Source organism: Tateyamaria pelophila (genome assembly GCF_019966495.1).
Lineage (GTDB): Bacteria > Pseudomonadota > Alphaproteobacteria > Rhodobacterales > Rhodobacteraceae > Tateyamaria > Tateyamaria pelophila.
This window is the reverse complement of record NZ_JAIMIA010000023.1, coordinates 33057-59431: the sequence shown is the minus strand read 5'-3', so window position 1 is coordinate 59431 and position 26375 is coordinate 33057. Positions and strand designations below refer to the sequence as shown.

The following is a 26375-nucleotide window of genomic DNA, read 5'->3' as shown; positions in this document are numbered from 1 at the left end:
TCAGACAGAGCCGCCCGGTTCTCTGCGGTCGCCAGTCCCTCGGTCTCGAACCGGCCCATCTGCGACGTGGATGCGGCATGCGCATCGACGGCACGGCCACCGACAACCTGGCGCATCACGGGATCGAGCGCGAGACGGTCGGCGTCATTGACGTCCCCGTATCCTGCCAACCGGCCGTAGACCGATTGCCGAAACAGCCCGTCGAGCCGGTGGATCGTGTTCTTGCCACGGCGATTATCGCACAGGGCAGCAGACGCCAGATTGGACAGACCGAGCGCGTCATCAAGCTCGCGCATCACCAGAAGGCCGCCATCCGAACTGAGCTGAGCGCCCCGGAATTCCAGCCGCACGCGAGGGTCAAAATCCACACGATCTGCCCGCTGCAAGCCCGCACCCTCTGGGTGATCCATGAAACACATCCTCCGCAGCAACCAACGCCATGATATATATAGAAAATATCACGTTCAAGACAGCGAAATAAGAGATCTACTTGGGGAATGCGGGTTGCAGGGTTCGATGCGGGCCCGCATTCGCGAGATTATCATCCAGACGTGCAACGAACTGGGCGTCCATATCGTCAAAGGTGTCTTGGCGCGTGACCATGTCCATATGTTCCTGTCGATCCCGCCGAAGCACTCGCTGTCCAATGTCCTGCAACGGATCAAAGGGCGCTCATCGCGCCGCATCCAGATGGAGTTTCCCGAACTGCGAAAACGCTATTGGGGCAGGCGGTTTTGGGCCCGTGGATATTTCTCAACCACATCTGGAAATGTGACAGACGATGTCATCAAGCAGTACCTGGAATTACATTCCGACAAATGATGCCTCCGGCGTCAGCCGGTGGTCCTTCACTATTGCGTTATTTTGGGTTCGGGGCGTGCTACCCTGTTGTCCAAGAGGCAAAGCAGCATGGTCAAAGGGATAATCGATTATGCTGTATGATATTGATTTCAGTAACCTCGACGAGTTCGGCGCGGCTGCTCAATCCGTTGAAGCTACTCTGAATTGCAAGGCTTGCCTCATCAGTGTCGTGCATGACGAAGCATTGGCAGCTTTGGGGCGCACGTCCGTGGAACCCATGGCCGCCAACCAGACTGCATCCGCGCGCGATTCGATTTGCGCACATACGGTGCGGCATGGAGCACCGGTTCGGGTGCCAGACATTTCCAGAGATCCGTCCTTGCGGGACTTGCCCACGGTCAGGGCCTTGAAGGTGGAGGCGTACATCGGCGTCCCCTTGCGTTTGAGCACTGGAGAGGTGGTCGGCGCAATTTGCGGCCTGTCTTCCGAGCCACGGATCTGGACCGAAGGCGAGGTTTGCTACATGGTGGCGATGGCTGATCTGATCGAAAGCAAGATCGAGCGCCATATCCTGCGGTTTGAACAATCGCAATTGAGCAAGGCGCTGGCCGAAACAGACGCGATCCTGTCCGCGCTGGCCGAATTTCCCGATCGTGCACTGACGGTGCAAAGCGCATCGGGCGAACTGCTGTTTGTCAGCCTCGCGGTGCAGACCGTTATCGGCTTGGACAGTCTGGATATGTTGCGCCTGCCACGCCAGGTGAACGCCATTCTGGACTCAGGCGAAAACGAAGCGGTTCTGCGCTTGGAAACATTTGGCCGGTCCGGTCCTGAAGTGCGTGTGCAGATCTTGCCGATCAAGAGCGGCTTGATTTTAACCGACTGGACCTTGCTCAAAACCTGAGCGCCACGGCGCCTTTGCGCAAAAACAACTGCGAAATTACGTCGCTTCAACCCTTTGCCTTTATTGACCCTGCCGGGTCGGGGGCGTAAACCCGTACAAAGTCAATCTTGCCGCTTGACGCGATGCGCGCACTGACGCGCGCAGAAAAGGAGCCAAACGTGGACGAAATGCTACGGGAGTACCTCCCCATTCTCGTTTTTCTGGGCGTTGCCATCGGCCTCGGCCTTGTTCTTATTCTTGCCGCCGTGATCGTCGCGGTGCGCAACCCGGACCCCGAAAAGGTCAGCGCCTATGAATGCGGGTTCAACGCATTTGATGATGCGCGGATGAAATTCGATGTCCGCTTTTATCTGGTGGCCATCCTGTTCATCATTTTCGACCTCGAAATAGCGTTCCTGTTTCCATGGGCGGTTGCCTTCAAGGACATCAGCATGGCCGGGTTCTGGTCGATGATGGTTTTCCTCGGTATCCTCACCGCAGGCTTTGCCTATGAGTGGAAGAAAGGAGCGCTGGAATGGCAATGACCGATACGGGCGCAGGCCCTCTGATCGCTGGCGGTGACAAGGATCATGGCGCGCGCGCCATGAATGCCGAGTTGCAGGACAAGGGTTTCCTGCTCACCTCGACAGACGACATTATCAACTGGGCGCGCACCGGCTCGCTGCATTGGATGACCTTTGGTCTGGCCTGTTGCGCAGTCGAGATGATGCACACGTCGATGCCGCGCTATGACCTCGAACGCTTTGGCACGGCCCCGCGCGCATCGCCGCGCCAGTCCGACCTGATGATCGTTGCCGGGACGCTGACCAACAAGATGGCTCCGGCCTTGCGCAAGGTTTATGACCAGATGCCCGAGCCCCGCTATGTGATTTCGATGGGGTCTTGTGCCAACGGTGGCGGGTACTATCACTACAGCTATTCGGTGGTGCGCGGATGCGACCGCATCGTACCGGTTGATATCTACGTGCCGGGCTGTCCACCCACAGCCGAAGCGCTGCTGTACGGCATCATGCAGCTGCAACGCAAAATGCGCCGCACCGGGACGATTGTACGATGAGAGCGATATGGAGTGCATCCGATGAGTGACGCGCTGAACGAACTTGGCAGCTATATTGAAGGCAAGCGGCCCGACTGCGTGTTGGCTTGGGATGTGACGCATGGCGAGTTGAACATGGACATCGCGCCCAGCAATATCACCGGTCTGGTCGAGTTCCTGAAGGCGGACGCGACCTGCCGCTTTTCGAGCCTCGTGGACATCACGGCAGTTGACTATACTGGCCGGGCGAAACGGTTCGATGTCGTTTACCACTTCCTGAGCATGTATCAGAACCATCGCATCCGCCTGCGCGTGTCGATCCGCGAGGATCAGATGGTGCCGTCGATCACCGAGGTCCATCCGTCCGCCAACTGGTTCGAACGTGAAGTGTTTGACATGTTTGGCATCCTGTTCTCCGGCCATCCGGATTTGCGCCGCATTCTGACGGATTATGGCTTCCGCGGCTATCCGCTGCGCAAGGATTTCCCGACCACGGGCTATACCGAAGTCCGCTATGACGAAGTGGAAAAGCGGGTGGTGTATGAACCCGTGAGCCTCGTGCAGGAATATCGGCAGTTTGATTTCATGAGCCCGTGGGAAGGGGCCGAATACATCCTTCCCGGTGACGAAAAAGAGACGGAGGCCAAGTAGTTGGACATGCTGATATGGGTTGCGATCGCCGCGGCCACCATCATCCCGATGTTCAAGCTGCTGCCGCATTTCGGGATGAACCAATACTGGGCGCTGTTTTGCGTGTTACCGGTTGGAACCATCGTGCTGTTGTGGATCATGGCGATGAAGCTGCAAGAGCTGGAAAAACGCTGATGGATGTCCGGACCCCGACACAAGAAACGATCCGCTCGCTCGCAGTTGCCTATTGCGAGGCAATCCATTTTTCGACGGCAGATGTGTTTGTGGACATGTGTCACGACAAGTTCCTGATGACGGCAGTAACCCCGACGGGAGAGGCGCAGTTCTGGGACAAGGCGGCCTATCTTGAGCGTGTGCGAGGCCGTGACGCATTTCCTGGCGCACCGTCTTATGAGATATTTAGTGTAAATGTGTCTGGGGATGAGATTGCCCGCGTGCATCTTTGGGTGGATGTGCCGCCGATGCGCTACGAAGACCATCTTGGCTTCATCCGCGTCGACGGGACGTGGAAACTGATGACAAAAGTATTTCGGACCATGACCGGTCCGATGACGGAAGGATAAGGACACTATGATGGACGGCTCGAAATTCGACGACGCCCTCACGGGTGAACAGAAAATCCGTAATTTCAACATCAACTTCGGCCCGCAACACCCTGCGGCGCATGGTGTTTTGCGCCTGGTTCTTGAACTGGACGGCGAGATTGTCGAACGTTGCGATCCGCATATCGGCCTGCTGCACCGTGGCACCGAAAAGCTGATGGAATCGCGCACCTACCTGCAAAACCTGCCCTATTTCGATCGCCTCGACTATGTCGCGCCGATGAATCAGGAACATGCCTGGTGTCTGGCCATCGAAAAGCTGACAGGTGTCGAGGTGCCGCGCCGCGCCTCGCTGATCCGGGTTCTGTATTCCGAGATCGGTCGCGTGCTGAACCATTTGCTGAACGTTACGACGCAGGCGATGGACGTTGGCGCGCTGACCCCGCCGCTGTGGGGCTTCGAAGAGCGTGAAAAGCTGATGATCTTTTACGAACGGGCCTGCGGCGCACGTCTGCACGCAGCGTATTTCCGCCCCGGCGGAGTGCATCAGGACCTGCCTGACGCGCTGCTCGACGATATCGAACAATGGGCGCATGAGTTTCCCCGTGTAATGGACGATATCGACGGGTTGCTGACCGAAAACCGCATTTTCAAACAACGCAATGCCGATATCGGCGTTGTGACTCAGGAAGACGCACTGAACTATGGTTTCTCCGGCGTGATGGTCCGTGGCTCCGGCATGGCATGGGATTTGCGCCGGTCGCAGCCTTACGAGTGCTATGACGAGTTCGACTTCCAGATCCCCGTCGGCAAAAACGGCGATTGCTATGATCGCTATCTGGTGCGCATGGAAGAAATGCGCCAATCAGTGTCGATCATCAAACAGGCCATCGCCAAGCTGCGCGATTGTCCAGGCGATATTCTGGCGCGCGGCAAGATCACACCACCCTCGCGCTCCGACATGAAAACGTCAATGGAAAGCCTGATCCATCACTTCAAGCTCTACACCGAAGGGTTCCACGTGCCGGCAGGCGAGGTGTATTGCGCTGTCGAAGCCCCCAAGGGGGAGTTCGGCGTCTACCTCGTCGCCGATGGGTCCAACAAACCCTACCGCTCCAAAATCCGCGCGCCCGGCTTCCTGCATCTGCAGGCGATGGACTACATGAGCACGGGCCATCAGTTGGCCGATGTGGCCGCCATTATCGGCACCATGGATGTGGTATTCGGAGAGATTGATCGCTGATCCCACTTCATCTTGCCAGATAAACTCCCGCCGGAGGCTCCCGACGCCTCAACACTTACCAAGGGTCAGACTTAATGCTCCGCCGCCTTCACCACACACAGCCCGACAGCTTCGCCTTCACGCCCGCCAACCAGGCGTGGGCCGAAGCGCAGATCACCAAGTACCCCGAAGGCCGTCAGGCCTCGGCCATCATCCCGCTGCTCTGGCGAGCACAGGAGCAGGAAGGCTGGTTGACCCGTCCCGCCCTTGAGACCGTCGCGGATATGCTGGATCTGGCCTATATCCGCGCACTTGAAGTGGCTTCGTTTTACTTCATGTTTCAATTGCAACCTGTTGGTTCCGTTGCACATATTCAAATCTGCGGTACGACGTCGTGCATGATTTGCGGCGCCGAAGATCTCGTGGCTGTCTGCAAGGAAAAGATCGCGGCGAAACCGCACCAGCTGTCTGCAGATGGCAAGTTCAGTTGGGAAGAGGTTGAATGTCTTGGTTCTTGCACGAATGCGCCGATGGCACAGATCGGCAAGGATTATTACGAAGATCTCACAACCGCGCGCATGGGTGAATTGATCGACGCGCTGGCCGCCGGTGAAGTGCCGACGCCCGGGCCGCAAAACGGCCGCTATGCGTCTGAACCGCTCCACGGGCTTACCTCGCTCAAGGATTTCGACAGCGGTCACACCAAATATAATGCCTCTGTCCAACTGGCGGTGGACATTGGTGACACGGTGAAACGCATTGATGGCACCGAAGTGCCCTTGATTGCGCCGTGGCAGGGCAAGGCGGCCAATGCGTCGGCGCAACCGAAAGCGACCGGGAAAACCGCGCCAGAGAAAGCCAAATCTCCGGATGCGCCTAAGGAAGTCCTTGAAAAGGCTTCAAAAGGCCTCGGTGCCAAGCCAGCGGGCCTGACTGCGGCGCGGGACACGGGTGCGGACGATTTGAAGATGATCAAAGGTATCGGCCCCAAGCTCGAAACTTTGCTCAACAATCTCGGGTTCTTTCATTTTGACCAGATTGCAACCTGGACACCGGACGAAGTGGCTTGGGTGGATCAGAACCTCGAAGGCTTCAAGGGGCGCGCAAGCCGGGACGATTGGGTCGCGCAGGCAACCGCATTGGCAGACGTTGGTGAAACGGATTCCTCCAAACGTGCGAAGAAGGACGGGATGGACGACGAATAAGTTATTGAATCATAGGGTTAGCTAAAACCGGGAGAGGAACACAGATGAACAACAATCAAGCGATGGTGGGCTGCGCCTTGGGCAGCTGGTTGGTCGCGGCATTTGCAGGCGCATTGGCCGCTGTACTACTCATGGTGCTTGGCGGTTGGAGCTTTTTGCAGGCTGCGTTCATAGGTGCCGTGGTTTTTGCAGCAGCCGGTGTGTTGATCAGTGTCATCATGTGTCGGCCCTTGCCGCCCTTGGGCGGCGCGTCTGAGATCACGGACAATTCTGCTCCTTCCGCCGCCCAGCGTGCTGCAGCATCCGAGTCCACTCGGTCCGGTGTGCAATCGTCCAAACCGATGCCAGGCCAGGATGATTTGGCCGCACGAAAAGGCGAATGGAAATACGAATCGAAAGCGGCGGCTGCACCCGCGACACCCAAGACGAAACCTGCCGCGCCTGCTAATGATGGGCCGGGCACAAAGCCACAAACGCTTGAGGCGGCCCGTGAAGACGGCCCTGACAATCTCAAACAGATCAAGGGTGTCGGTCCAAAACTCGAAGGTGTTCTGCATTCGATGGGTTTTTACCACTTCGATCAGATCGCGTCTTGGGGCGCAGATGAAATTGCTTGGGTCGATGAGAATCTGGAAGGCTTCAAAGGCCGTGTGAGCCGGGACAATTGGGTTGAACAGGCAAAAACTCTGGCCGAGGGCGGAACCACAGAGTTTTCGGCCAAGGTCAAAAAAGGCGGCGTTTATTAACGCTGAAGGATGATGGTGCAAAGACAGGGAAATTCCGCATCGGCGGGCCAACGGCTGGCGCTGGTGATCGCCGGGGTCGGGATTCTCTGGGTCTGTGCCAATGTGGCGGGATCATATCTGGGGCTGTCCAATCGGACCCGCGCCCTATTTGATCTTGCGGCCCTTGCCGGTTTCGGCTGGGCGTTTTGGATTGCAATCGGGATCTGGCGCAGCCGCCAGAATGACAAGGATTAAGTGCGCATGCTTGCTGATAAAGATCGGATCTTTACCAACCTTTACGGAATGCACGATCGGACGCTGAAAGGCGCTCAGGCGCGTGGCCATTGGGATGGCACCGACAAGCTGATCCAGAAGGGTCGCGACTGGGTTGTTCAGGAAATGAAGGACAGCGGTCTGCGCGGGCGCGGCGGCGCGGGCTTTCCGACAGGTCTGAAGTGGTCCTTCATGCCCAAGGAAAGCGATGGCCGTCCTGCCTATCTGGTCGTGAATGCGGACGAATCAGAACCCGGAACGTGCAAAGACCGCGAGATCATGCGGCATGATCCCCATACACTGATCGAGGGCTGTCTGATCGCGTCTTTCGCGATGAATGCTCATGCGTGCTACATCTACATTCGTGGAGAGTACATCCGCGAGAAAGAGGCGCTTCAGGCGGCGATCGATGAGGCTTATGATGCGGGTCTGGTTGGCCCGAATGCGTCGGGTTCGGGCTGGGATTTCGACATTTATCTGCACCACGGGGCAGGGGCCTATATCTGCGGCGAGGAAACTGCGTTGCTCGAATCGCTTGAAGGCAAGAAGGGCATGCCGCGGATGAAGCCGCCGTTTCCCGCCGGTGCCGGCCTCTATGGCTGCCCGACCACGGTGAACAATGTCGAATCCATCGCCGTCGTGCCGACGATCCTGCGCCGCGGCGCGTCGTGGTTTTCGGGCTTTGGTCGGCCGAACAATGCGGGCACCAAGCTTTTCGCGATATCGGGGCACGTGAACAACCCCTGCGTCGTCGAAGAAGCGATGAGCATCCCCTTCGAAGAGTTGATCGAAAAGCATTGCGGCGGTATCCGCGGCGGCTGGGACAACCTCAAGGCCGTGATTCCTGGCGGCTCGTCGGTGCCGATGGTGCGCGGCGAGAACATGCGCGATGCGATCATGGATTTCGACGCGCTCAAGGAAAAAGGGTCATCCCTCGGAACCGCCGCCGTCATCGTGATGGACGAAAGCACCGACATCATCAAAGCGATCTGGCGGTTGTCCAAATTCTACAAGCACGAAAGCTGTGGCCAGTGCACGCCCTGCCGCGAAGGCACCGGATGGATGATGCGGGTGATGGACCGTCTGGTAAAGGGCGAGGCCGAGGTCGAGGAAATCGACATGCTTCTCGACGTTACAAAACAGGTCGAAGGCCACACGATCTGCGCGCTTGGCGATGCGGCAGCCTGGCCGATCCAAGGGTTGATCAAGAATTTCCGGGGCGAGATTGAGGATCGGATTGCCAGCAAACGGATTGCGGCTGAGTGACAATTTGACCTCGGTCGTCGTCCGTCGGCCCATGGTATTTCAACTGGCGCATACTGTCGGTTCAATCTCATCTGTCTTGGTGTTCGTGATTTTTGGTTTGTTCTGAAGCGCAACACTCCTTTGAAGTACATGGATGCGCTCCGCTCACTTTAACGCGGGGGCCGTGATATATGATTGGCAAGATCCAGAGCATGGCGGGCGCGTCGGCACGCCCGGATTTAACGGCAATTCCCGAATCGCTGAGGATTGGCATTTGATGGACAGCTTCTTTACGATCGCGATCGTCATTCTGTTCGGGCTGAGCGTTTTTGTTCTGGCCCGTGCCGATGGATGGTCACGGCTCGCGTCCTGGGCGGTCGCCGTTGGAATATTTGCATTGCCTGCCGCTCTGTTTGTAGTTTTGTACGTCCTTCGGGTGCCTGCTTACGTGTTCGAAACAGTTCTGGGCGTAGCCGGTCTTGGCGCGTTCATCGTTTTGTTTGCATTGGCCAAATCTGTTTCAAACAAGATCAGAGGCCATGACGATGCATCTCGCTGAGTTCAACATAGGAACCCTGAAATACGATTGGGATGATCCGCGGGTGGCTGATTTTGCAGACAATCTGGACAGGGTTTATGACATCGCACGCCGCAGCCCGGGTTATGTCTGGCATCTTGTGGGGAATGAGATGGAAGCGGCTCAATTGGATGCCGAAGGTGTGCTGGGCGGCAATCCGCGGACCGCATCCACCTTGTCCGTCTGGCAAGACGCCGAAACTCTCGGGAATTTTGTCTGGAACACCGTTCACAAGCAGTTTTACGACCGCAAAGGTGAATGGTACGACCCGGATCAGGGATTGCGCCTGGTAATGTGGTGGGTGCCGGATGGGCATCGGCCAACGATCACGGAGGCGATGGAGCGCTTTCATCATCTGGCGAACCATGGCAATAGTGATTATGCCTTTGGCTGGAGTCACTTGAAAGACAAGCCGATCTAACGCACCCATGGGGGCGCTTCGGTGGAGAAGACGGAAATGACCAAGATCAGATCGCTTGCTCTGACGGATATGCGCCCGACGCTGTGGATGGGTGCGTTGCTCATGGCTGCCCTTCTGGTGTCTGCATGCAGTGGGGGCATCAGGGCGGACAAGATTGCATTTGACGGTGTGAACTTTCGCTCGAGCGCGAGCGCCATCGATAAGCAGCGCGATTTTTTCGAGGTTACTGTTGCACCCGCGTCCTCTTCGATTTTGGGCGCGCGCGAGGCGGGGCGGTATGAGGCCACACGCTATTGCATCAAGAACTTCGGCTCCTCGGACATGGATTGGGCCCAGGGGCCGGATGCCGCGGACGGAACCCTCATCATCGACAATGACAGGCTGATTTTGCGCGGTACGTGTACACCGCAATAATAATGTCGGCCGCCGCGACGTTATTTTCGCGCTGGCGGGTTGTGTACTGTGTTGATATTGCATAGCAGACCAGTGCTTTCCCATATGGTGTACGAGATACACAAGCCGTGGAGAGATGTGATGCGCGCGATGACTATGACTTTGATTTTATGTATGACCGCTGGAACCGCTTCGGCCAATCCGCATCTTCGTGATGTGCCTGAGATCGACGGCCTGCTTGTAGAAGTGCGGATCGCGGATAAGATACGCAAGAAATGCGATGACATTTCCGCGCGGTTGCTGCGAGCCAACGGTCTGGTTTATGGATTGAAGTCAAAGGCCCGTGACATGGGATATTCCGAGACCGAGATCAACGCGTACATAAATTCCGACGCGGACAAAGAGCGCCAGCGCGACCTGCGTGATGCATACATGTTCTCGCGTGGCGTGGATAAGGACAAACCAGAAACCTATTGCGCTCTGGGCAAGGCTGAGATTGAAAAAGGTGGCCAGATTGGCGCCCTACTGAGGATGAAGTGACGCATGAGCAACCTACGCAAGATCATCATCGACGGGCAGGAAATCGAAGTGGAAGGGGCGCTGACCCTGATCCAGGCGTGCGAAGAGGCGGGCATCGAAATTCCCCGCTTCTGTTATCACGAGCGACTGTCGATTGCCGGGAACTGCCGGATGTGTCTGGTTGAGGTTGTCGGTGGGCCGCCCAAGCCAGCGGCCTCCTGCGCGATGCAGGTCAAGGATCTGCGCCCCGGTCCCGAAGGGGCGCCGCCCGTCATAAAGACCAATTCGCCCATGGTCAAAAAGGCCCGCGAGGGCGTCATGGAATTCCTGCTGATCAACCATCCGCTCGATTGCCCGATCTGCGATCAGGGCGGCGAGTGCGATTTGCAGGATCAGGCCATGGCCTACGGTGTTGATTTCAGCCGCTTTCGCGAACCCAAGCGTGCCGTAGACGATCTGGACCTTGGCCCACTGGTCGAGACGCACATGACGCGCTGTATTTCATGCACCCGCTGCGTGCGCTTTACCACCGAGGTGGCGGGCATCACGCAAATGGGCCAGACGGGCCGTGGTGAAGACAGTGAGATTACATCCTACCTTGGGGAAACTCTCGATTCGAACCTGCAGGGCAACATCATCGATCTGTGCCCCGTCGGCGCGCTTGTGTCGAAGCCTTACGCTTTTACCGCCCGTCCGTGGGAACTGACCAAGACGGAAAGTATCGACGTCATGGATGCGCTCGGATCAAGCATCCGGGTCGATACCAAGGGGCGCGAAGTCATGCGCTTCCTGCCGCTGAACCATGACGGCACAAACGAAGAATGGATTTCGGACAAGACCCGCTTTGTCTGGGACGGGTTGCGCCGCCAGCGTTTGGACAAGCCCTTTATCCGCGAAAACGGCAAATTGCGCACCGCGACCTGGCCCGAAGCGTTGGGCAAGGCGGCGGCAGCCATCAAGGGGGCGAAATCCCTCGCCGGTCTGATCGGCGATCTCGCACCTGTCGAGGCAGCCTTTGCCCTCAAACAACTGATCGAAGGGCAGGGCGGTATCGTCGAGTGCCGCACGGATGGTTCCAAGCTGCCCAGCGGCAATCGCGCCGCCTATGTTGGCACGGCGTGCATCGAAGACATCGACACAGCCGAAGCCATCATGATCATCGGCTCCAACCCACGGCTTGAAGCGCCAGTGCTGAACGCACGGCTGCGCAAGGCATGGTCGCGGGGCGCGAATGTGGGCGTGATCGGCGAGGCTGTTGATCTGACTTTTGAATACAACCACATCGGTACTGATACGGACACGATCACTGACCTTCTTGGCCGGGATCATAGTGGTGTCGCCGAAAAGCCATCGCTGATCATCATCGGCCAAGGGGCTTTGACCCGCAGCGACGGTGCGGCGGTTTTGGCGGCGGCGCAAGCTCTGGCGGAGAGCACGAAGTCCGGTCTTTTGGTGCTGCACACAGCTGCGGCCCGCGTAGGCGCGATGGATGTCGGCGCAACCAACGCGGACGGGATGGCCGCAGTCGACGGCGCGGATGTCATCTATAACCTCGGCGCCGACGAGGTGGACATCGCGGCCGGTGCCTTCGTGATCTATCAGGGCAGTCATGGCGACCGGGGCGCGCATCGCGCTGACGTCATCCTGCCCGGAGCGGCTTATACCGAAGAGCCGGGCCTGTTCGTGAACACGGAAGGACGGCCCCAACTGGCTGCTCGCGCCAGCTTTGCCCCCGGCGACGCCAAGGAAAACTGGGCCATCTTGCGGGCTTTGTCGGGCGAGTTGGGTGCGACGCTTCCTTTTGACAACATCGGTGCATTGCGCACGGCCATCGTCGCGGCGCACCCGCATCTGGGGGATATCGACGTTGTTGCCCAAAACGAGGGTGCGGCATTGGAGCAGGGCAAGATGGAAGGCGGCATATTGGCATCGACCATCACGGATTTCTACCTGACCAACCCGATCGCCCGCTCCAGCCAGTTGATGGCCGAGCTGAGCGCAGGCGTCAAAGCCCGTGCACAAGGGGCCTTGGCCGCTGAATGACTGCGATGGAACTCATAACCTGCACGCCGCGTGCGGACTGCGAAACGATGCCAGTGGCCGACCTCGTCGGACCGAAGACCCGGTGTGGTCAACCGAGGGGTTGGCACGCGGGCCCGATGCTTTCATGTTTTGAACCGATCGCGCAAATCGCGACGCATGACGCACAATCTGGCGTCACAGGCCGCTGCCTGATCCGAGTGCGGGATTTTGCGCGTCATTTGCGGACAAAAATTGAAGAAGAGTCTGGCGTGTGGCGGGCGGATGCTGTTTACACGGTCACGCCAGCGCTACCGCGCGGAGTGCGCACCATCGACATAGACGTCGTGGGTGCACCCCAAGCGGAGAAGACAATTCCGACGGTGTGAGGACAAATGGCTGATTTCTTTACCACTCCTGGCGGCATCGCCGTCCTGGTCCTCGCGCAGGTTATGGCGGTTGTGGCCTTTGTCATGATTTCTCTCTTGTTCCTTGTGTATGGCGACCGGAAAATCTGGGCCGCCGTGCAGATGCGGCGCGGTCCGAACGTCGTGGGCACCTTCGGTTTGCTGCAAACCGTGGCGGACGCGCTGAAATATATTGTCAAAGAAGTCGTAGTGCCTGCAGGCGCGGACAAGACCGTCTTTATGCTCGCCCCGCTCACCAGTTTCGTGCTTGCGATGATCGCTTGGGCGGTGATCCCGTTCAACGACGGCTGGGTGTTGTCCGATATCAACGTCGCTATTCTTTATGTGTTCGCGGTGTCCTCGCTTGAAGTGTACGGCGTCATCATGGGTGGATGGGCATCGAACTCGAAATATGCGTTCCTCGGTTCCCTCCGCTCTGCCGCGCAGATGATCTCTTATGAAGTGTCGATCGGCCTGATCATCATCGGCGTGATCCTGTCGACCGGCTCGCTGAACTTCGGAGCCATCGTGAATGCTCAGGATTCGGCTTACGGCTTCTTTGGCTGGTACTGGTTGCCGCATTTGCCGATGGTGTTTCTGTTCTTTATCAGCGCATTGGCCGAAACAAACCGACCGCCGTTCGATTTGCCGGAAGCGGAATCGGAGCTGGTCGCGGGCTATCAGGTCGAATATTCGTCCACACCGTTCCTGTTGTTCATGGCGGGCGAATACATCGCCATCTTCCTGATGTGCGCGCTGATGTCGCTTTTGTTCTTTGGTGGCTGGCTGTCGCCGATCCCTGGCCTGCCGGATGGTGTGCTGTGGATGGTTGGCAAGATGGCGTTCTTCTTCTTCCTCTTCGCCATGGTGAAAGCGATCACGCCGCGCTATCGCTATGACCAGTTGATGCGCCTGGGGTGGAAGGTTTTCCTGCCATTCTCGCTGATCTGGGTCGTCTTCGTGGCCTTTGCAGCCAAGTTCGACTGGTTCTGGGGCATTTACGCACGATGGGCCGTAGGGGGCTGATATGAGCATTGCACAAGCGATCAAAAAATCGAACGCCCGTGACCTCGCCGATTTGACCGCGTTTATCGTGTCGGAGTGCGAGATGGTCACGCAAGACACCGACGGCAACATGATCGATATCAAGAATGCAGATGTGATCAAAGCCATCCAGGCATGGGCCTATATGCACCTTAACGACGGCACCCCGGGGGATTGAGATGACTCAGATCGACTATGGACGCGCTGCCAAGTACTTTCTTCTGCAAGACTTTTGGGTCGGCATGAAGCTGGGCCTGAAATACTTTTTCTCGCCCAAGGCGACGATCAATTACCCGCATGAAAAGGGCCCGCTGTCGCCGCGGTTTCGTGGCGAACATGCACTGCGCCGCTATCCCAATGGGGAAGAGCGCTGTATCGCGTGCAAGCTTTGCGAGGCGATCTGCCCGGCGCAGGCCATCACGATTGATGCCGAACCGCGCGAGGATGGCAGCCGTCGCACGACCCGCTATGACATCGACATGACCAAATGCATCTATTGCGGCTTCTGTCAGGAAGCCTGCCCGGTGGATGCGATTGTCGAGGGACCGAACTTCGAGTTCAGCACTGAAACCCGCGAAGAGTTGTACTACGACAAGGAAAAACTGCTCGCCAATGGCGATCGTTGGGAAGCCGAGATCGCCCATAACCTAGAGCTGGATGCACCTTACCGATGACCGAAACTCCGCCAAACCCGTTTGCGGCCATGATGGCGCAAGTGCAGGAAATGTCCAAAGCGTTTCCCCAAATGGAAGCCTTCAGTACCAAGGGAATGGAGGCCATGTGGCCCGTCATGCCCAAGGATCTGATGGAAACCTGGTTTGGCAACACCTTCAACGAAGACGGTCTGGATGCGCGGACCCGCCTGTTATTGACTTTGGCCGGGCTCACCATGCAAGGCGCTCAGGCTGACACAGCGATCCGCCAGACTGTTCGCCACGCCCGCGAGGCCGGGGCGACCGATCAACAGATCAGTGAGACTTTGGGCATGATGTCGGTGTTTGCCGGTGTGCCTGCCATGACGCGCGCCATGGATTTGGCCCGCGAAGTCATGGATGATGATGAGGACGAGACATGACCGTTGCAGCATTTTACCTTTTTGCGATCAGTCTGATCACGGGCGGTCTGTTCACCGTCGTCAGCCGCAGTCCGGTGCATTCAGTGCTGTGGTTGATTCTGTCCTTCCTCAGTGCCGCGGGCCTTTTCGTGCTGTTGGGGGCTGAATTTGTCGCGATGTTGTTGGTGATCGTCTATGTGGGTGCGGTCGCGGTGCTGTTCCTCTTTGTGGTGATGATGCTCGACGTTGATTTCGCCGAACTCAAGGCGGAGATGGCGAAATACTTGCCGTTGGCGCTGCTGATCGCGCTGGTCGTCCTGATGCAGTTCGTTCTGGCCTTTGGCGCATGGGAGGCCAACCCGGCCGCCGAAGCGCTGCGCGCGCAGGTTATCCCTGTGGACCGGCACAATACCGAAGCCCTCGGCATGATCCTTTATGATCAGTACTTTCTACTCTTTCAACTGGCTGGCTTGATCCTGTTGGTTGCGATGATCGGCGCCATCGTTCTGACGCTGCGCCACCGTCCGGATGTCAAACGCCAGGACGTTGTTGCCCAGATGATGCGCGATCCTGCAGCCGCGATGGAGTTGAAGGACGTCAAACCGGGGCAGGGACTGTAAGCCTATGACATTGCAATTCAAGATCGGGTCCCGGGCGATACTGGCCGGTGTCGGGCTGTCTTTGATGGTCAGCGTCGCCTTGGCCGAGACCGAGATCAACAACCCGAATGATACGATCAACAAACACTTTGCCGTCGCAAGCAAACTGTTTGGAGCGGATGAAGTTCAGTTTCATGCCCGACAAGAGGGTGAGGACGGAAGTCGCAACAAGGTCTACTCCTTCAATTGCATTCAAAAGACGTACAATGAGCTTTTTGATGAAGAATTCGAGCCAACCGACTTTCCGTTGGAGTCGCAGCCGTCTTCGATGCAGCCGTTTGACCAATACTCAGAAGTCGCGCCCTTGGCGGCGCATGCATGCAAGCAGCACGGGGCCCCTATCCTGGGGTTTGAATGGTGATTTATGATCGGACTTGAACATTACCTGACAGTGGCGGCGACGCTGTTTGTCATTGGCATCTTCGGGCTGTTTCTGAACCGCAAGAACGTCATCATCCTGCTGATGAGCATCGAATTGATGTTGCTCGCCGTGAATATCAATCTGGTCGCATTTTCTAGTTTCCTCGGGGATCTGGTGGGGCAGGTCTTTACCTTGTTCGTGTTGACGGTCGCTGCCGCCGAAGCGGCGATTGGTCTGGCCATTCTGGTCTGTTTCTTCCGCAACCGTGGCACGATCGCCGTCGAAGACGTCAATGTGATGAAGGGCTAAAGAACTATGGAAACCATTATCCTCTTTGCCCCGCTGCTTGGCGCTCTGCTTTGTGGCTTTGGCTGGCGCCTGTTTGGCGAAACCGCCGCGATGTGGATTGCCACCGGCCTGTTGTTTCTGTCGGCTTTCCTGTCGTGGATCGTGTTCTTCACATTTGACGGTGTCACCGAGCAAATCCAGATCATGCGCTGGATCGAAAGCGGCAGTCTGAGCACCGATTGGGCGATCCGCATGGACCGTCTGACTGCGATCATGCTGATTGTCGTCACCACCGTATCCAGCCTCGTCCACCTGTATTCCTTTGGCTACATGGACAAGGATCCGCAGTGGAAAGAGGGCGAAGTCTACAAGCCGCGGTTCTTTGCCTACCTGTCGTTCTTTACCTTTGCGATGTTGATGCTGGTGACGGCGGATAACCTGGTGCAGATGTTTTTTGGCTGGGAAGGCGTGGGCGTTGCCTCGTACCTGCTGATCGGGTTCTATTATCGCAAGCCATCGGCCAATGCCGCGGCGATCAAAGCCTTTGTGGTCAATCGGGTTGGCGATTTCGGCTTTGCCCTCGGTATCTTTGGCCTGTTTTTCCTCACCGACAGCATCCGCTTTGACGACATCTTCGAAGCGGTACCAACGATTGCTGAAACGCAACTGACCTTCCTGTGGAGCGAATGGAACGCGGCCAACCTGATCGCCGTTCTGCTCTTTATCGGTGCGATGGGGAAATCGGCGCAATTGTTCCTGCACACATGGTTGCCTGATGCGATGGAAGGCCCGACGCCCGTTTCGGCCCTGATCCACGCGGCCACCATGGTGACGGCGGGTGTGTTCCTTGTCTGCCGCATGTCCCCTTTGATGGAAGTCGCGCCACAGGCAATGATGTTCGTCACGGTTCTTGGGGCGTCCACGGCCTTTGTTGCGGCCACCATTGGTTTGGTGCAAACCGACATCAAACGCGTGATCGCCTATTCGACCATGTCGCAACTGGGCTATATGTTCGTGGCGGCAGGCGTCGGCATGTATTCGGCGGCGATGTTCCACCTGTTCACCCACGCGTTCTTCAAGGCGATGTTGTTCCTTGGCGCGGGCTCGGTCATTCATGCGATGCACCACGAACAGGACATGAACAACTATGGCGCGCTGCGTAAAAAGATACCTTACACCTTTGCCGCCATGATGATCGGTACATTGGCGATCACCGGCGTGGGTATTCCGCTGACGCATATCGGTTTTTCCGGCTTTCTGTCCAAGGATGCGATCATCGAAAGCGCCTTTGCGGCCGGGTCCGGTTACGGGTTCTGGATGCTGGTGATCGCGGCGGCGATGACCTCGTTCTATTCCTGGCGTCTGATGTTCCTGACCTTTTACGGCGAGGCGCGCGGCGACAAGCATACGCACGACCATGCCCATGAAAGCCCGCTGGTGATGTTGATCCCGCTTGGGGTTCTGGCGCTTGGCTCGGTCTTTGCCGGGATGATCTGGTACAACAGTTTCTTTGGGCACACAGATCAGGTCGGTAAGTTCTATGGCATTCCTTACGCCGAAGCAGGCGCCGCACATGGCGGGGCCGAAGCCGAGGATCACGGCGACGATCACGCGGCCACCACAACCGAAAGCCATGGCGAAGAAGATGCGCATGGCGGGGAACATCACTATGTGTTCACCGGCAAACCGGGTGAGGGTGCGCTCTATATCGCTCCGGACAACACAGTTCTGGATGACGCACATGCGGTTCCGAAATGGGTCAAGGCCTCGCCCTTTGTGGCAATGCTCTTTGGCTTCATCATGGCCATGTGGTTCTATATCTGGAACCCGTCACTGCCCGCGCGCCTGGCAGAGAACCAGCGCCCGCTGTACCTTTTCTTGTTGAACAAATGGTACTTCGACGAGCTCTACAACGTCGTCTTTGTCAAACCAGCGATGTGGATCGGCAAACAGTTGTGGAAAAAGGGCGATGGTGACGTCATTGACGGAACACTGAACGGTGTCGCAATGGGCATCGTACCCTTCATCACGCGCCTCGCAGGCCGAGCGCAGTCTGGCTATATCTTTACTTACGCCTTCGCCATGGTGATCGGAATTGCAATTCTTGTCACTTGGATGACGCTCAGCGGGGGAGCAAACTGATGGACAACCTTCTTTCCATCGTCACCTTCATCCCGGCGCTGGCCGCTCTGATCCTGGCCGTGTTCTTGCGCGGCGAAGACGAGGCAGCCCAGACCAACGCCAAGTGGGTCGCCATGTTTGCCACTTCGGCGACGTTCCTGGTGTCGCTGTTCATCCTGTTCGAGTTCGACTCCAGCAATACCGGCTTTCAGTTCGTGGAAGAAGCCGAATGGCTGATGGGCCTGCAATACAAGATGGGCGTAGACGGGATTTCGGTTTTGTTCGTGATGCTCACCACCTTCATGATGCCGCTGGTGATTGCGGCCTCGTGGAACGTGAACACCCGCGTCAAGGAATACATGATCGCTTTCCTGCTGTTGGAAACGCTCATGTTGGGCGTGTTCATGGCGCTGGATCTTGTGCTGTTCTACCTCTTCTTCGAGGCGGGTCTGATCCCGATGTTCCTGATTATCGGGATCTGGGGCGGGGCCAACCGAATTTATGCATCGTTCAAATTCTTCCTCTACACCTTCCTCGGCTCGGTTCTGATGCTGGTGGCAATGGTCGGCATGTTCGCCGATGCGGGCACCACGGATATCGAACAGTTGCTGACACACAACTTTGCATCCGAGACATTCAGCCTGATGGGTATTCAGATCATCGGGGGCATGCAGACGCTGCTGTTTATCGCTTTCTTTGCCAGCTTTGCGGTCAAGATGCCGATGTGGCCGGTGCATACCTGGTTGCCGGACGCCCACGTGCAGGCTCCGACGGCAGGGTCGGTCGTTCTGGCGGCGATCCTGTTGAAAATGGGGGGCTATGGCTTCTTGCGGTTCTCGATCCCGATGTTCCCTGTTGGGTCTGAGGTTCTGACACCGCTGGTTCTGTGGATGTCGGCCATCGCGATTGTCTATACCTCGCTGGTTGCACTGGTTCAGGAAGACATGAAAAAGCTGATTGCCTATAGTTCCGTGGCCCACATGGGCTTCGTCACCATGGGCATCTTTGCGGCGAACCAGCAGGGCATCGATGGCGCTATCTTTCAGATGTTGTCGCATGGCTTCATATCGGGGGCATTGTTCCTGTGCGTCGGCGTGATTTATGACAGGATGCACACGCGCGATATCGACGCCTATGGGGGGCTGGTCACACGGATGCCAGCCTATGCGCTGATCTTCATGCTGTTCACCATGGCCAATGTGGGCCTGCCGGGCACGTCCGGGTTCGTGGGCGAGTTCCTGACGCTGATGGCCGTGTTCCAGGTCAACACCTGGGTGGCGGCTGTGGCTACGACGGGCGTGATCTTCTCCGCAGCTTATGCGCTCTGGCTCTATCGCCGGGTGGTTCTGGGCGATCTGATCAAGGAAAGCCTCAAGTCCATCACGGACATGACCACGCGCGAGCGGGCGATTTTTGCGCCGCTGGTGGTGATGACGATCCTGTTGGGCGTCTATCCCGCACTGATCCTCGACATCATCGGCCCTTCCGTGGCTGCCCTTGTCTCACAATACGATACGGCCCTGGCCGCGGCAGAAGCTGCGACCCAAATGGCTTTGAATTAAGGACGCTGACATGTCTGCTGATCTGACCATCATCTTGCCGGAAATCCTGCTGTCTCTCTTTGCACTGCTGGGTCTGATGGTTGCTGTGTATACATCCAAGGATGGGATGGCGTCGTTGTTGCTTTGGGTGACAGCGGCGGTGTTTGTGATCTTGGCGGCGTGGATCGGATTTACGGGCGAGGGCACGCACATCGCGTTCAATGGCATGTTCATCGACGACGGGTTCTCCCGCTTTGCCAAGGTGGCCATTCTGCTGGCGGCGGCGTCCGTGCTGGTCATGGGCGAGGGCTATATGTCCGCCCGGGGCCTGTTGCGCTTTGAATACCCCGTGCTTGTGGCGCTGAGCGCTGTCGGCATGATGATGATGGTGTCGGCGGGCGATCTGATGGCGCTTTATATGGGGCTCGAATTGCAGTCTCTGGCACTCTATGTCGTGGCCTCCCTGCGCCGCGACAGCGTCAAATCGACAGAAGCGGGTCTGAAGTACTTTGTCCTGGGCGCGCTGTCCTCCGGTATGCTGCTCTATGGCGCGTCGATGGTCTACGGCTATACGGGCACCACGGTGTTTTCGGGTATTGTACAAGTTGCCCAGGAAGACATGTCGCTGGGGCTGCTCTTTGGCCTTGTGTTCCTGATGTCAGGCTTTGCCTTCAAAATCTCGGCCGTTCCCTTCCACATGTGGACTCCGGACGTCTATGAAGGCTCTCCGACCCCTGTCACGGCTTTCTTTGCCACGGCGCCAAAGCTCGCGGCGATGGGCTTGTTTGCGCGGGTGATGCATGATGCCTTTGGCGGCGCAGTCGCGGACTGGCAGCAGATCATGGCCTTGTTGTCGGTTCTGTCGATGTTCCTCGGGGCCTTTGCTGCCATCGGTCAGACCAATATCAAGCGACTGATGGCCTATTCGTCGATCGCCCATATGGGCTATGCCTTGATGGGCCTTGCGGCGGGTACGGTCCTCGGTGTGCAGGCGATGCTGGTCTATATGGCGATCTATGTGACGATGAATGTCGGGACCTTTGCCTTTATCCTGATGATGGAGAAAGACGGCCAGCCGGTCGTCGAAATCTCGTCGCTGAACATGTATTCCAAGCGTGAACCGGGCAAGGCGCTCGCGATGCTCGTGCTGCTCTTTTCGATGGCGGGTGTGCCGCCCATGCTGGGCTTTTTCGGCAAGTTCTATGTGCTGCGCGCGGCGTTCGACGGTGGCCTTGCATGGCTTGCCGTCGCCGGTGTGATCGCGTCCGTCATCGGTGCCTACTACTACCTGCGCATCGTGTTTCTGATGTATTTCGGCGACGCCGCCGAAGAAGGGCTGAATGGTGGTAAATCGCCCGTTCTCTGGGCCTTCCTGATGGGCTCTGCTGTTGTGATGGTTGTCGGTATCGTCAACATGTTTGGCGTCGAGGGCGCTGCGGCGATGGCAGCGGCCACGCTGGTGAACTAGGCGCAGTATTGCAACCCGGCCCTTCGGGGAGGATTTTTTGAGAACAGAGAAGCGATGACCGGCTGGCCCACCGGGTATGGACGCCGCGTTTTGAGCGAAGTGGATTCCACGCTGAGCGAGGCGGCACGTATTGCGCCAGAGCTTGCGGGACCTACGTGGATTTTGGCGCATGTTCAAACGGCAGCCCGCGGACGCCGTGGGCGTGCCTGGGTGATGCCGCCGGGCAATTTTGCGGCAACGCTTGTTTTACCCTTGAACGAGGCGCCGGGCCACGCGGCTCTGCGATCCTTTGTGGCGTCCCTTGCTTTGCGCGATGCCTTTGTAGCGGTGTCGGGGCGTGAGGATGCATTTGCACTGAAGTGGCCCAATGACGTTCTGTTGCGTGGAGGTAAAGTGGCCGGGATCTTGCTGGAATCCGCCAGTGCAGGCCAGGGCGTGACCGCGCTGGCGATTGGCGTTGGTGTAAATCTGGTGACCGCGCCGGGGGCGGATAAGGTCGAAGACGGGGCCGTTCCGCCGGTTTCACTCAAGGCGAGCCTTGGCGTAGAGGTGACACCCGAGGCCTTTTTGGACCAACTGGCACAGGCCTATGACCGCTACGAGACACAGTTTGTTACCTACGGCTTTGCGCCCATTCGCACCGCCTGGCTGGCCCATGCGGCCCGCTTGGGTGCGCCGATCACCGCCCGCACAACCCGTGAAGTGCATCACGGAACCTTTGCGGATGTGGACGGTGACGGCCAACTTGTTCTAGAGACATCCAAGGGCCGGATCAGTATTCCGGCCGGAGACGTCTATTTCTGAAAAGGGGCTCCCATGCTTTTGGCGATTGATTGCGGCAATACGAATACTGTTTTTGCCATCTGGGATGGCGAGCGGTTCATCGGCACCTGGCGCACCTCGACCGAATGGCAGCGCACGGCGGACCAGTATTATGTCTGGCTGTCGACGCTGATGAAGTTTCGCAACATCGATGTCGAGATCACGGACATGATCATCTCGTCCACAGTGCCGCGGGTCGTGTTTAACCTGCGCGTGTTGGCGGATCGCTATTTCGGGACGCGCCCTTATGTGGTGGGCAAGCCCGATTGCCTGTTGCCTGTCGGCGTGCGGGTGGACGAAGGCACTCAAGTGGGACCGGACCGGTTGGTCAACACCGTAGCGGGCTTTGACATGTTCGGCGGCGACCTGATCATGGTGGATTTCGGCACCGCCACGACCTTTGACGTTGTGGATCACGATGGCGCCTATATCGGAGGGGTGATTGCCCCCGGCGTGAACCTGAGCCTTGAGGCGCTGCACAATGCGGCCGCCGCCTTGCCACATGTCGATATCTCCAAGCCGCAATCCGTGATCGGCACCAACACTGTGGCTTGCATGCAATCTGGTGTCTTTTGGGGTTACGTGGGCCTTGTCCGTGAGATATGTGCCCGAATTAAGGCGGAACGCGACCGCGACATGCGCGTGATCTCTACGGGCGGGCTGGCCCCATTGTTCCAGCAGACCGAGAGACTTTTTGATGACTATATTGATGATTTGACGATGCATGGCCTGACGGTCATCCATCGCTATAACAAGGAAAACAACTGAACTCATGAGCAGTGAACGATTGATCTACCTGCCCCTTGGGGGGGCGGGCGAAATTGGCATGAATGCCTATGTCTATGGTTATGGCGCACCGGAACACGAGCGTCTGATTGTGGTCGACCTTGGCGTGACCTTTCCCGATATGGATGGCAGTCCGGGCGTTGACCTGATCCTGCCCGATATTGCGTGGCTGGCCGAGCGCAAGCACCGCATCGACGGTATTTTCATCACCCACGCGCACGAAGACCATGTGGGTGCTGTGTCACATACCTATGACCAACTGGGCGCACCGATCTTTGCGCGGCCCTTCACCGCGAATATCGCGCGCCGCAAGCTCGACGAACGCGGTTATCCCGAGGATACTGTGACCGTTGCGGGCACCTGGCCTGAAACCGTTACCGTCGGGCCGTTTACCGTGGGCTTTTTGCCTATGTCCCACTCGATCCCGGAAAGTGCCGCGCTGATCATCGACAGCCCCGAGGGGCGGGTGATCCATTCGGGCGACTTCAAGCTGGACGAAACGCCGCTGGTGGGTGAGCCGTTCGATCCTGAATTGTGGGCCGACGTCAGCAAGAACGGCGTCAAGGCGCTGGTCTGTGACAGCACGAACATCTTTTCCCCCAATCCCGGACGCTCGGAAGCGACCGTGGGTCCCGAGATCGAGAAATTGATCCGTGGCCACACGGACGGCGTGGTGGTTGCAACGACATTCGCGTCGAACGTGGCGCGGGTCAAAACGCTGGCCGAAGCGGGCGAGCGGGCAGGGCGATCGATTGTCCTGCTCGGTCGGGCGATGCGCCGGATGATCGAGGCCTCGATCGAAACAGGCGTTCTCAAGGACTTCCCGTCGGTTATCAGCCCCGAAGATGCGCGCAACGTGCCCCGCGAAAACCTGATGCTGCTGGTGACCGGATCGCAGGGCGAGCGCCGTGCGGCGTCGGCGCAGCTGGCGAATGGCAAGTATATGGGGCTCGAGTTGAAAGAGGGCGATCTGTTCCTGTTCTCCTCCAAGACCATTCCGGGCAATGAGCGTGGTGTGATCCGCATCATGAACCAACTGTCGGAAAAAGGCGTGGATGTGGTGGACGATTCGTCTGGTCTGTATCACGTATCGGGCCATGCGAACCGGCCGGATATCGAGCGCCTGCACGACATCGTGAACCCGCAGATCGTTGTGCCGATGCACGGCGAACACCGCCACTTGCGCGAACATGTGAAACTGTCCGAAGGCAGGGGGCGGGCGGCTGTGCTGGCCGTCAACGGCATGATGATCGATCTTTCGGGCAATGCGCCCAAGGTGGCCGAGTATATCGAGACGGGTCGGACCTATCTCGATGGAACGGTGCAGATCGGTGCGCTCGACGGTGTGGTACGGGATCGTATCCGTATGGCCTTGAACGGGCATGTGCTTGTGACCCTTATCCTGGACGAAGAAGACGAACCTTTGGGGGAGCCGTGGTGCGAAACCAAAGGGCTGGCCGAGACCGGTCGGTCGCGGGCATCTTTGGTCGAGGTCTTCGAAGAGGATCTGAGCCAGTTTTTGGGACGCGCAGATGCCAAGACCCTGCGCGACGATGGCGCGCTTGAGGAAGCGTTGCGCCGGATCGTGCGCAAAACCGGTCAGGATGAGATCGGAAAGAAACCTGAAGTGACCGTCGTGATCAGTCGGATGCACTAAATGAAAAAGGCGGGCTGCAAGGCCCGCCTTTTTCAATTCCGAGGGTCAGGCGTTTAACTTACGCGCCGTTCCTCAAAGCTCAGCCCGATAAAACTTGGCGTGTGATCGCCAAGGCCGACGACCTTGCTGCCACCGCGGTCATCGCGGTTGGATGACGACCGACTGCGGCCAGACGACGACCGGCTGCGGTTGGACGATGACGTTTTGGCGGGTTCGGGTTTGGGCTCCGGCGCTGTTTCGGCGGGTGGCGCTTCGTTCGTTTGGGTGGCGTCGTCTGTCACCGCGACGACATCGGCCTTGGGCTTGCGCGACGACCGCGACCGCTTTGGCTTTTCCGCGTCTTTTGCCGTCTCCGGCGCGGCTGCGGTTGTCGAGGACGCCAAGGGGTTATCGATGCGCGGAATGTCTTTTTGAAGCAGCTTTTCAACGTCTGCAAAGTTCCGTTCGTCGCGCGGCACGCAGATCATGATCGCCTTGCCGTCACGACCGGCCCGACCGGTCCGGCCGATCCGGTGCACATAATCTTCGGGGTGGCTGGGCACATCGAAGTTGAACACATGGCTGACCGCCGGAACATCCAATCCGCGTGCGGCCACATCAGAGGCCACGAGGAACCGCAGATCACCGTTGCGGAACCCATCGAGGGTGCGCGTGCGCTGGCTTTGGTCAAGATCGCCGTGGATCGGGGCTGCATCATAGCCGTATTTGGTGAGCGACTTGGCGACAATATCCACATCCGTTTTGCGGTTGCAGAAAATGATGGCGTTGGTGCATTTATCGCCCTCACCGTCGATCAACATGCGCAAGACCTTGCGCTTTTCCGAGGCTTCGCGATCCTTGCGCGAGCCTTTGAACATGACGACGCCCTGTTCAATCGTCTCGGACGCGCTGGCCTGACGGGCAACTTCGATCCGTGCAGGATTGGACAGGAAAGTGTTGGTGATCCGCTCGATCTCGGGGGCCATGGTGGCCGAAAAGAACAGCGTCTGGCGGGTGAACGGCGTCAGGCCAAAGATGCGTTCGATATCGGGGATAAAGCCCATATCGAGCATCCGGTCCGCTTCGTCGACGACCATGACCTTGACGTCATTCAGGATCAGCTTGCCGCGTTCGAAATGGTCCAGCAGACGGCCCGGTGTGGCGATCAGAACGTCGACACCCTTGTCGATGAGGGTATCTTGCTCCTTGAACGACACGCCGCCGATCAGCAGCGCCTTGCTCAGCTTGACGTGCTTGGCATAGGTGTCGAAGTTTTCGGCCACCTGGGCGGCCAATTCGCGGGTCGGGCAGAGCACGAGGCTGCGCGGCATGCGGGCGCGCGCACGGCCGCGCGCAAGCATCGTGATGAGGGGCAGGGTAAAGCTGGCCGTCTTACCGGTGCCTGTCTGGGCGATGCCCAGGACGTCGCGTCCTTCGAGAGCAGGGGGAATCGCACCGGCCTGAATAGGCGTTGGCGTTTCGTATCCCGCTTCGACGACGGCTTTCAGCACTTTGGGGTTTAGATTCAGTTCTGAGAATTTTATCATGTATGTCCGTTTGTTACGGACACTTACCGGGCCCGCTACGTCTCGTGATGTCGGCCCGAATGGCCCTATTGGGGGAGCGTTGCTCCAACATGCTGCGCGTCCATAGCA

32 protein-coding genes are annotated in these 26375 nt (G+C 58.0%); 30 read left to right on the top strand and 2 right to left on the bottom strand.

Annotated features, from left to right (window positions below; genetic code table 11):
* Nucleotides 1-410 (bottom strand): transposase (locus tag LC354_RS09920; RefSeq protein WP_223421634.1); only part of this gene is annotated, 410 nt, incomplete at its 3' end.
* Between LC354_RS09920 and tnpA the strand changes: the two genes are divergently transcribed.
* The 30 genes from tnpA to LC354_RS09770 all read left to right on the top strand — a co-directional run bounded on the left by tnpA (nt 409) and on the right by LC354_RS09770 (nt 24741).
* The gene (gene tnpA / locus LC354_RS09915) at nt 409-822 is read left to right on the top strand and encodes an IS200/IS605 family transposase (protein WP_223423388.1); all 414 of its coding nucleotides are present in this window, start codon (nt 409-411) and stop codon (nt 820-822) included. The two genes, LC354_RS09920 and tnpA, sit on opposite strands and share 2 nt — an antisense overlap.
* 109 nt (nt 823-931) lie before the next feature.
* Nucleotides 932-1705: a GAF domain-containing protein gene (locus LC354_RS09910; protein ID WP_223423386.1), complete on the top strand. Its 774-nt coding sequence runs from the start codon at nt 932-934 to the stop codon at nt 1703-1705.
* Between the two features lie 158 nt (nt 1706-1863).
* Nucleotides 1864-2229, top strand: coding sequence for an NADH-quinone oxidoreductase subunit A (locus LC354_RS09905; protein WP_223423384.1), 366 nt, complete (start codon nt 1864-1866; stop codon nt 2227-2229).
* Complete coding sequence (locus LC354_RS09900; protein ID WP_399203306.1) at nt 2220-2762, top strand: NuoB/complex I 20 kDa subunit family protein; 543 nt, start codon at nt 2220-2222, stop codon at nt 2760-2762. Before LC354_RS09905 ends, LC354_RS09900 begins: the two co-directional genes overlap by 10 nt.
* 21 nt (nt 2763-2783) lie before the next feature.
* A complete protein-coding gene (locus LC354_RS09895; RefSeq protein WP_223423382.1) occupies nt 2784-3392 on the top strand; it encodes an NADH-quinone oxidoreductase subunit C in 609 nt (202 codons plus the stop codon).
* 6 nt (nt 3393-3398) lie between these two features.
* Nucleotides 3399-3566, top strand: a complete 168-nt coding sequence (locus LC354_RS09890) for a hypothetical protein (RefSeq protein WP_223423398.1) — start codon at nt 3399-3401, stop codon at nt 3564-3566.
* A complete protein-coding gene (locus LC354_RS09885; RefSeq protein ID WP_223423381.1) occupies nt 3566-3955 on the top strand; it encodes a nuclear transport factor 2 family protein in 390 nt (129 codons plus the stop codon). The genes LC354_RS09890 and LC354_RS09885 overlap by 1 nt, the downstream gene beginning before the upstream one ends.
* A gap of 10 nt (nt 3956-3965) precedes the next feature.
* Complete coding sequence (locus tag LC354_RS09880; protein ID WP_223423395.1) at nt 3966-5177, top strand: NADH-quinone oxidoreductase subunit D; 1212 nt, start codon at nt 3966-3968, stop codon at nt 5175-5177.
* A gap of 74 nt (nt 5178-5251) precedes the next feature.
* Nucleotides 5252-6361: an NADH-quinone oxidoreductase subunit NuoE gene (gene nuoE, locus LC354_RS09875; protein WP_223423379.1), complete on the top strand. Its 1110-nt coding sequence runs from the start codon at nt 5252-5254 to the stop codon at nt 6359-6361.
* A gap of 44 nt (nt 6362-6405) precedes the next feature.
* Nucleotides 6406-7107, top strand: coding sequence for a hypothetical protein (locus LC354_RS09870; protein WP_223423378.1), 702 nt, complete (start codon nt 6406-6408; stop codon nt 7105-7107).
* 9 nt (nt 7108-7116) lie between these two features.
* Nucleotides 7117-7341 (top strand): DUF5337 domain-containing protein, encoded by a 225-nt coding sequence (locus LC354_RS09865; protein ID WP_223423376.1) that lies wholly within the window; start codon nt 7117-7119, stop codon nt 7339-7341.
* A gap of 6 nt (nt 7342-7347) precedes the next feature.
* Entirely contained in the window at nt 7348-8625 is a 1278-nt protein-coding gene (nuoF, locus tag LC354_RS09860; protein ID WP_223423374.1) for an NADH-quinone oxidoreductase subunit NuoF, read from the top strand.
* Between the two features lie 163 nt (nt 8626-8788).
* Nucleotides 8789-9163 (top strand): hypothetical protein, encoded by a 375-nt coding sequence (locus tag LC354_RS09855; protein ID WP_223423373.1) that lies wholly within the window; start codon nt 8789-8791, stop codon nt 9161-9163.
* A complete protein-coding gene (locus tag LC354_RS09850) occupies nt 9144-9602 on the top strand; it encodes a DUF3291 domain-containing protein (protein WP_223423371.1) in 459 nt (152 codons plus the stop codon). The genes LC354_RS09855 and LC354_RS09850 overlap by 20 nt, the downstream gene beginning before the upstream one ends.
* A 36-nt stretch (nt 9603-9638) precedes the next feature.
* Nucleotides 9639-10016: a hypothetical protein gene (locus tag LC354_RS09845; RefSeq protein ID WP_223423369.1), complete on the top strand. Its 378-nt coding sequence runs from the start codon at nt 9639-9641 to the stop codon at nt 10014-10016.
* A 153-nt stretch (nt 10017-10169) separates the two neighbouring features.
* Nucleotides 10170-10535, top strand: a complete 366-nt coding sequence (locus tag LC354_RS09840; RefSeq protein WP_223423367.1) for a DUF5333 domain-containing protein — start codon at nt 10170-10172, stop codon at nt 10533-10535.
* A 3-nt stretch (nt 10536-10538) separates the two neighbouring features.
* Nucleotides 10539-12557, top strand: a complete 2019-nt coding sequence (gene nuoG, locus LC354_RS09835) for an NADH-quinone oxidoreductase subunit NuoG (RefSeq protein WP_223423365.1) — start codon at nt 10539-10541, stop codon at nt 12555-12557.
* Between the two features lie 371 nt (nt 12558-12928).
* Nucleotides 12929-13966 (top strand): NADH-quinone oxidoreductase subunit NuoH, encoded by a 1038-nt coding sequence (gene nuoH / locus LC354_RS09830; RefSeq protein WP_223423364.1) that lies wholly within the window; start codon nt 12929-12931, stop codon nt 13964-13966.
* Nucleotide 13967: 1 nt separating this feature from the next.
* Nucleotides 13968-14162: a hypothetical protein gene (locus LC354_RS09825; protein WP_223423362.1), complete on the top strand. Its 195-nt coding sequence runs from the start codon at nt 13968-13970 to the stop codon at nt 14160-14162.
* A 1-nt stretch (nt 14163) separates the two neighbouring features.
* Nucleotides 14164-14658: an NADH-quinone oxidoreductase subunit NuoI gene (gene nuoI / locus LC354_RS09820; protein ID WP_223423360.1), complete on the top strand. Its 495-nt coding sequence runs from the start codon at nt 14164-14166 to the stop codon at nt 14656-14658.
* Nucleotides 14655-15059: a carboxymuconolactone decarboxylase family protein gene (locus tag LC354_RS09815; RefSeq protein ID WP_223423358.1), complete on the top strand. Its 405-nt coding sequence runs from the start codon at nt 14655-14657 to the stop codon at nt 15057-15059. The genes nuoI and LC354_RS09815 overlap by 4 nt, the downstream gene beginning before the upstream one ends.
* Nucleotides 15056-15658, top strand: coding sequence for an NADH-quinone oxidoreductase subunit J (locus LC354_RS09810; RefSeq protein WP_223423356.1), 603 nt, complete (start codon nt 15056-15058; stop codon nt 15656-15658). Before LC354_RS09815 ends, LC354_RS09810 begins: the two co-directional genes overlap by 4 nt.
* A gap of 4 nt (nt 15659-15662) precedes the next feature.
* Nucleotides 15663-16058, top strand: a complete 396-nt coding sequence (locus LC354_RS09805) for a hypothetical protein (RefSeq protein WP_223423354.1) — start codon at nt 15663-15665, stop codon at nt 16056-16058.
* 3 nt (nt 16059-16061) lie between these two features.
* The gene (gene nuoK / locus LC354_RS09800; RefSeq protein ID WP_008553673.1) at nt 16062-16367 is read left to right on the top strand and encodes an NADH-quinone oxidoreductase subunit NuoK; all 306 of its coding nucleotides are present in this window, start codon (nt 16062-16064) and stop codon (nt 16365-16367) included.
* Nucleotides 16368-16373: 6 nt separating this feature from the next.
* Nucleotides 16374-18488 carry an NADH-quinone oxidoreductase subunit L gene (gene nuoL / locus LC354_RS09795; RefSeq protein WP_223423353.1) on the top strand — a complete coding sequence of 705 codons (2115 nt, stop codon included), beginning with the start codon at nt 16374-16376 and terminating at the stop codon, nt 18486-18488.
* Complete coding sequence (locus LC354_RS09790; RefSeq protein ID WP_223423351.1) at nt 18488-20029, top strand: NADH-quinone oxidoreductase subunit M; 1542 nt, start codon at nt 18488-18490, stop codon at nt 20027-20029. The genes nuoL and LC354_RS09790 overlap by 1 nt, the downstream gene beginning before the upstream one ends.
* 10 nt (nt 20030-20039) lie before the next feature.
* The gene (gene nuoN / locus LC354_RS09785; protein WP_223423349.1) at nt 20040-21476 is read left to right on the top strand and encodes an NADH-quinone oxidoreductase subunit NuoN; all 1437 of its coding nucleotides are present in this window, start codon (nt 20040-20042) and stop codon (nt 21474-21476) included.
* Between the two features lie 54 nt (nt 21477-21530).
* Nucleotides 21531-22280 carry a biotin--[acetyl-CoA-carboxylase] ligase gene (locus tag LC354_RS09780; RefSeq protein WP_223423347.1) on the top strand — a complete coding sequence of 250 codons (750 nt, stop codon included), beginning with the start codon at nt 21531-21533 and terminating at the stop codon, nt 22278-22280.
* Between the two features lie 12 nt (nt 22281-22292).
* Nucleotides 22293-23066: a type III pantothenate kinase gene (locus tag LC354_RS09775; RefSeq protein WP_223423346.1), complete on the top strand. Its 774-nt coding sequence runs from the start codon at nt 22293-22295 to the stop codon at nt 23064-23066.
* A gap of 4 nt (nt 23067-23070) precedes the next feature.
* Nucleotides 23071-24741, top strand: coding sequence for a ribonuclease J (locus LC354_RS09770; RefSeq protein WP_223423344.1), 1671 nt, complete (start codon nt 23071-23073; stop codon nt 24739-24741).
* Nucleotides 24742-24794: 53 nt separating this feature from the next.
* Here LC354_RS09770 and LC354_RS09765 read toward each other — a convergent pair whose 3' ends face one another.
* Nucleotides 24795-26267 carry a DEAD/DEAH box helicase gene (locus LC354_RS09765; protein ID WP_223423343.1) on the bottom strand — a complete coding sequence of 491 codons (1473 nt, stop codon included), beginning with the start codon at nt 26265-26267 and terminating at the stop codon, nt 24795-24797.
* Between the last annotated feature and the right edge of the window lie 108 nt (nt 26268-26375).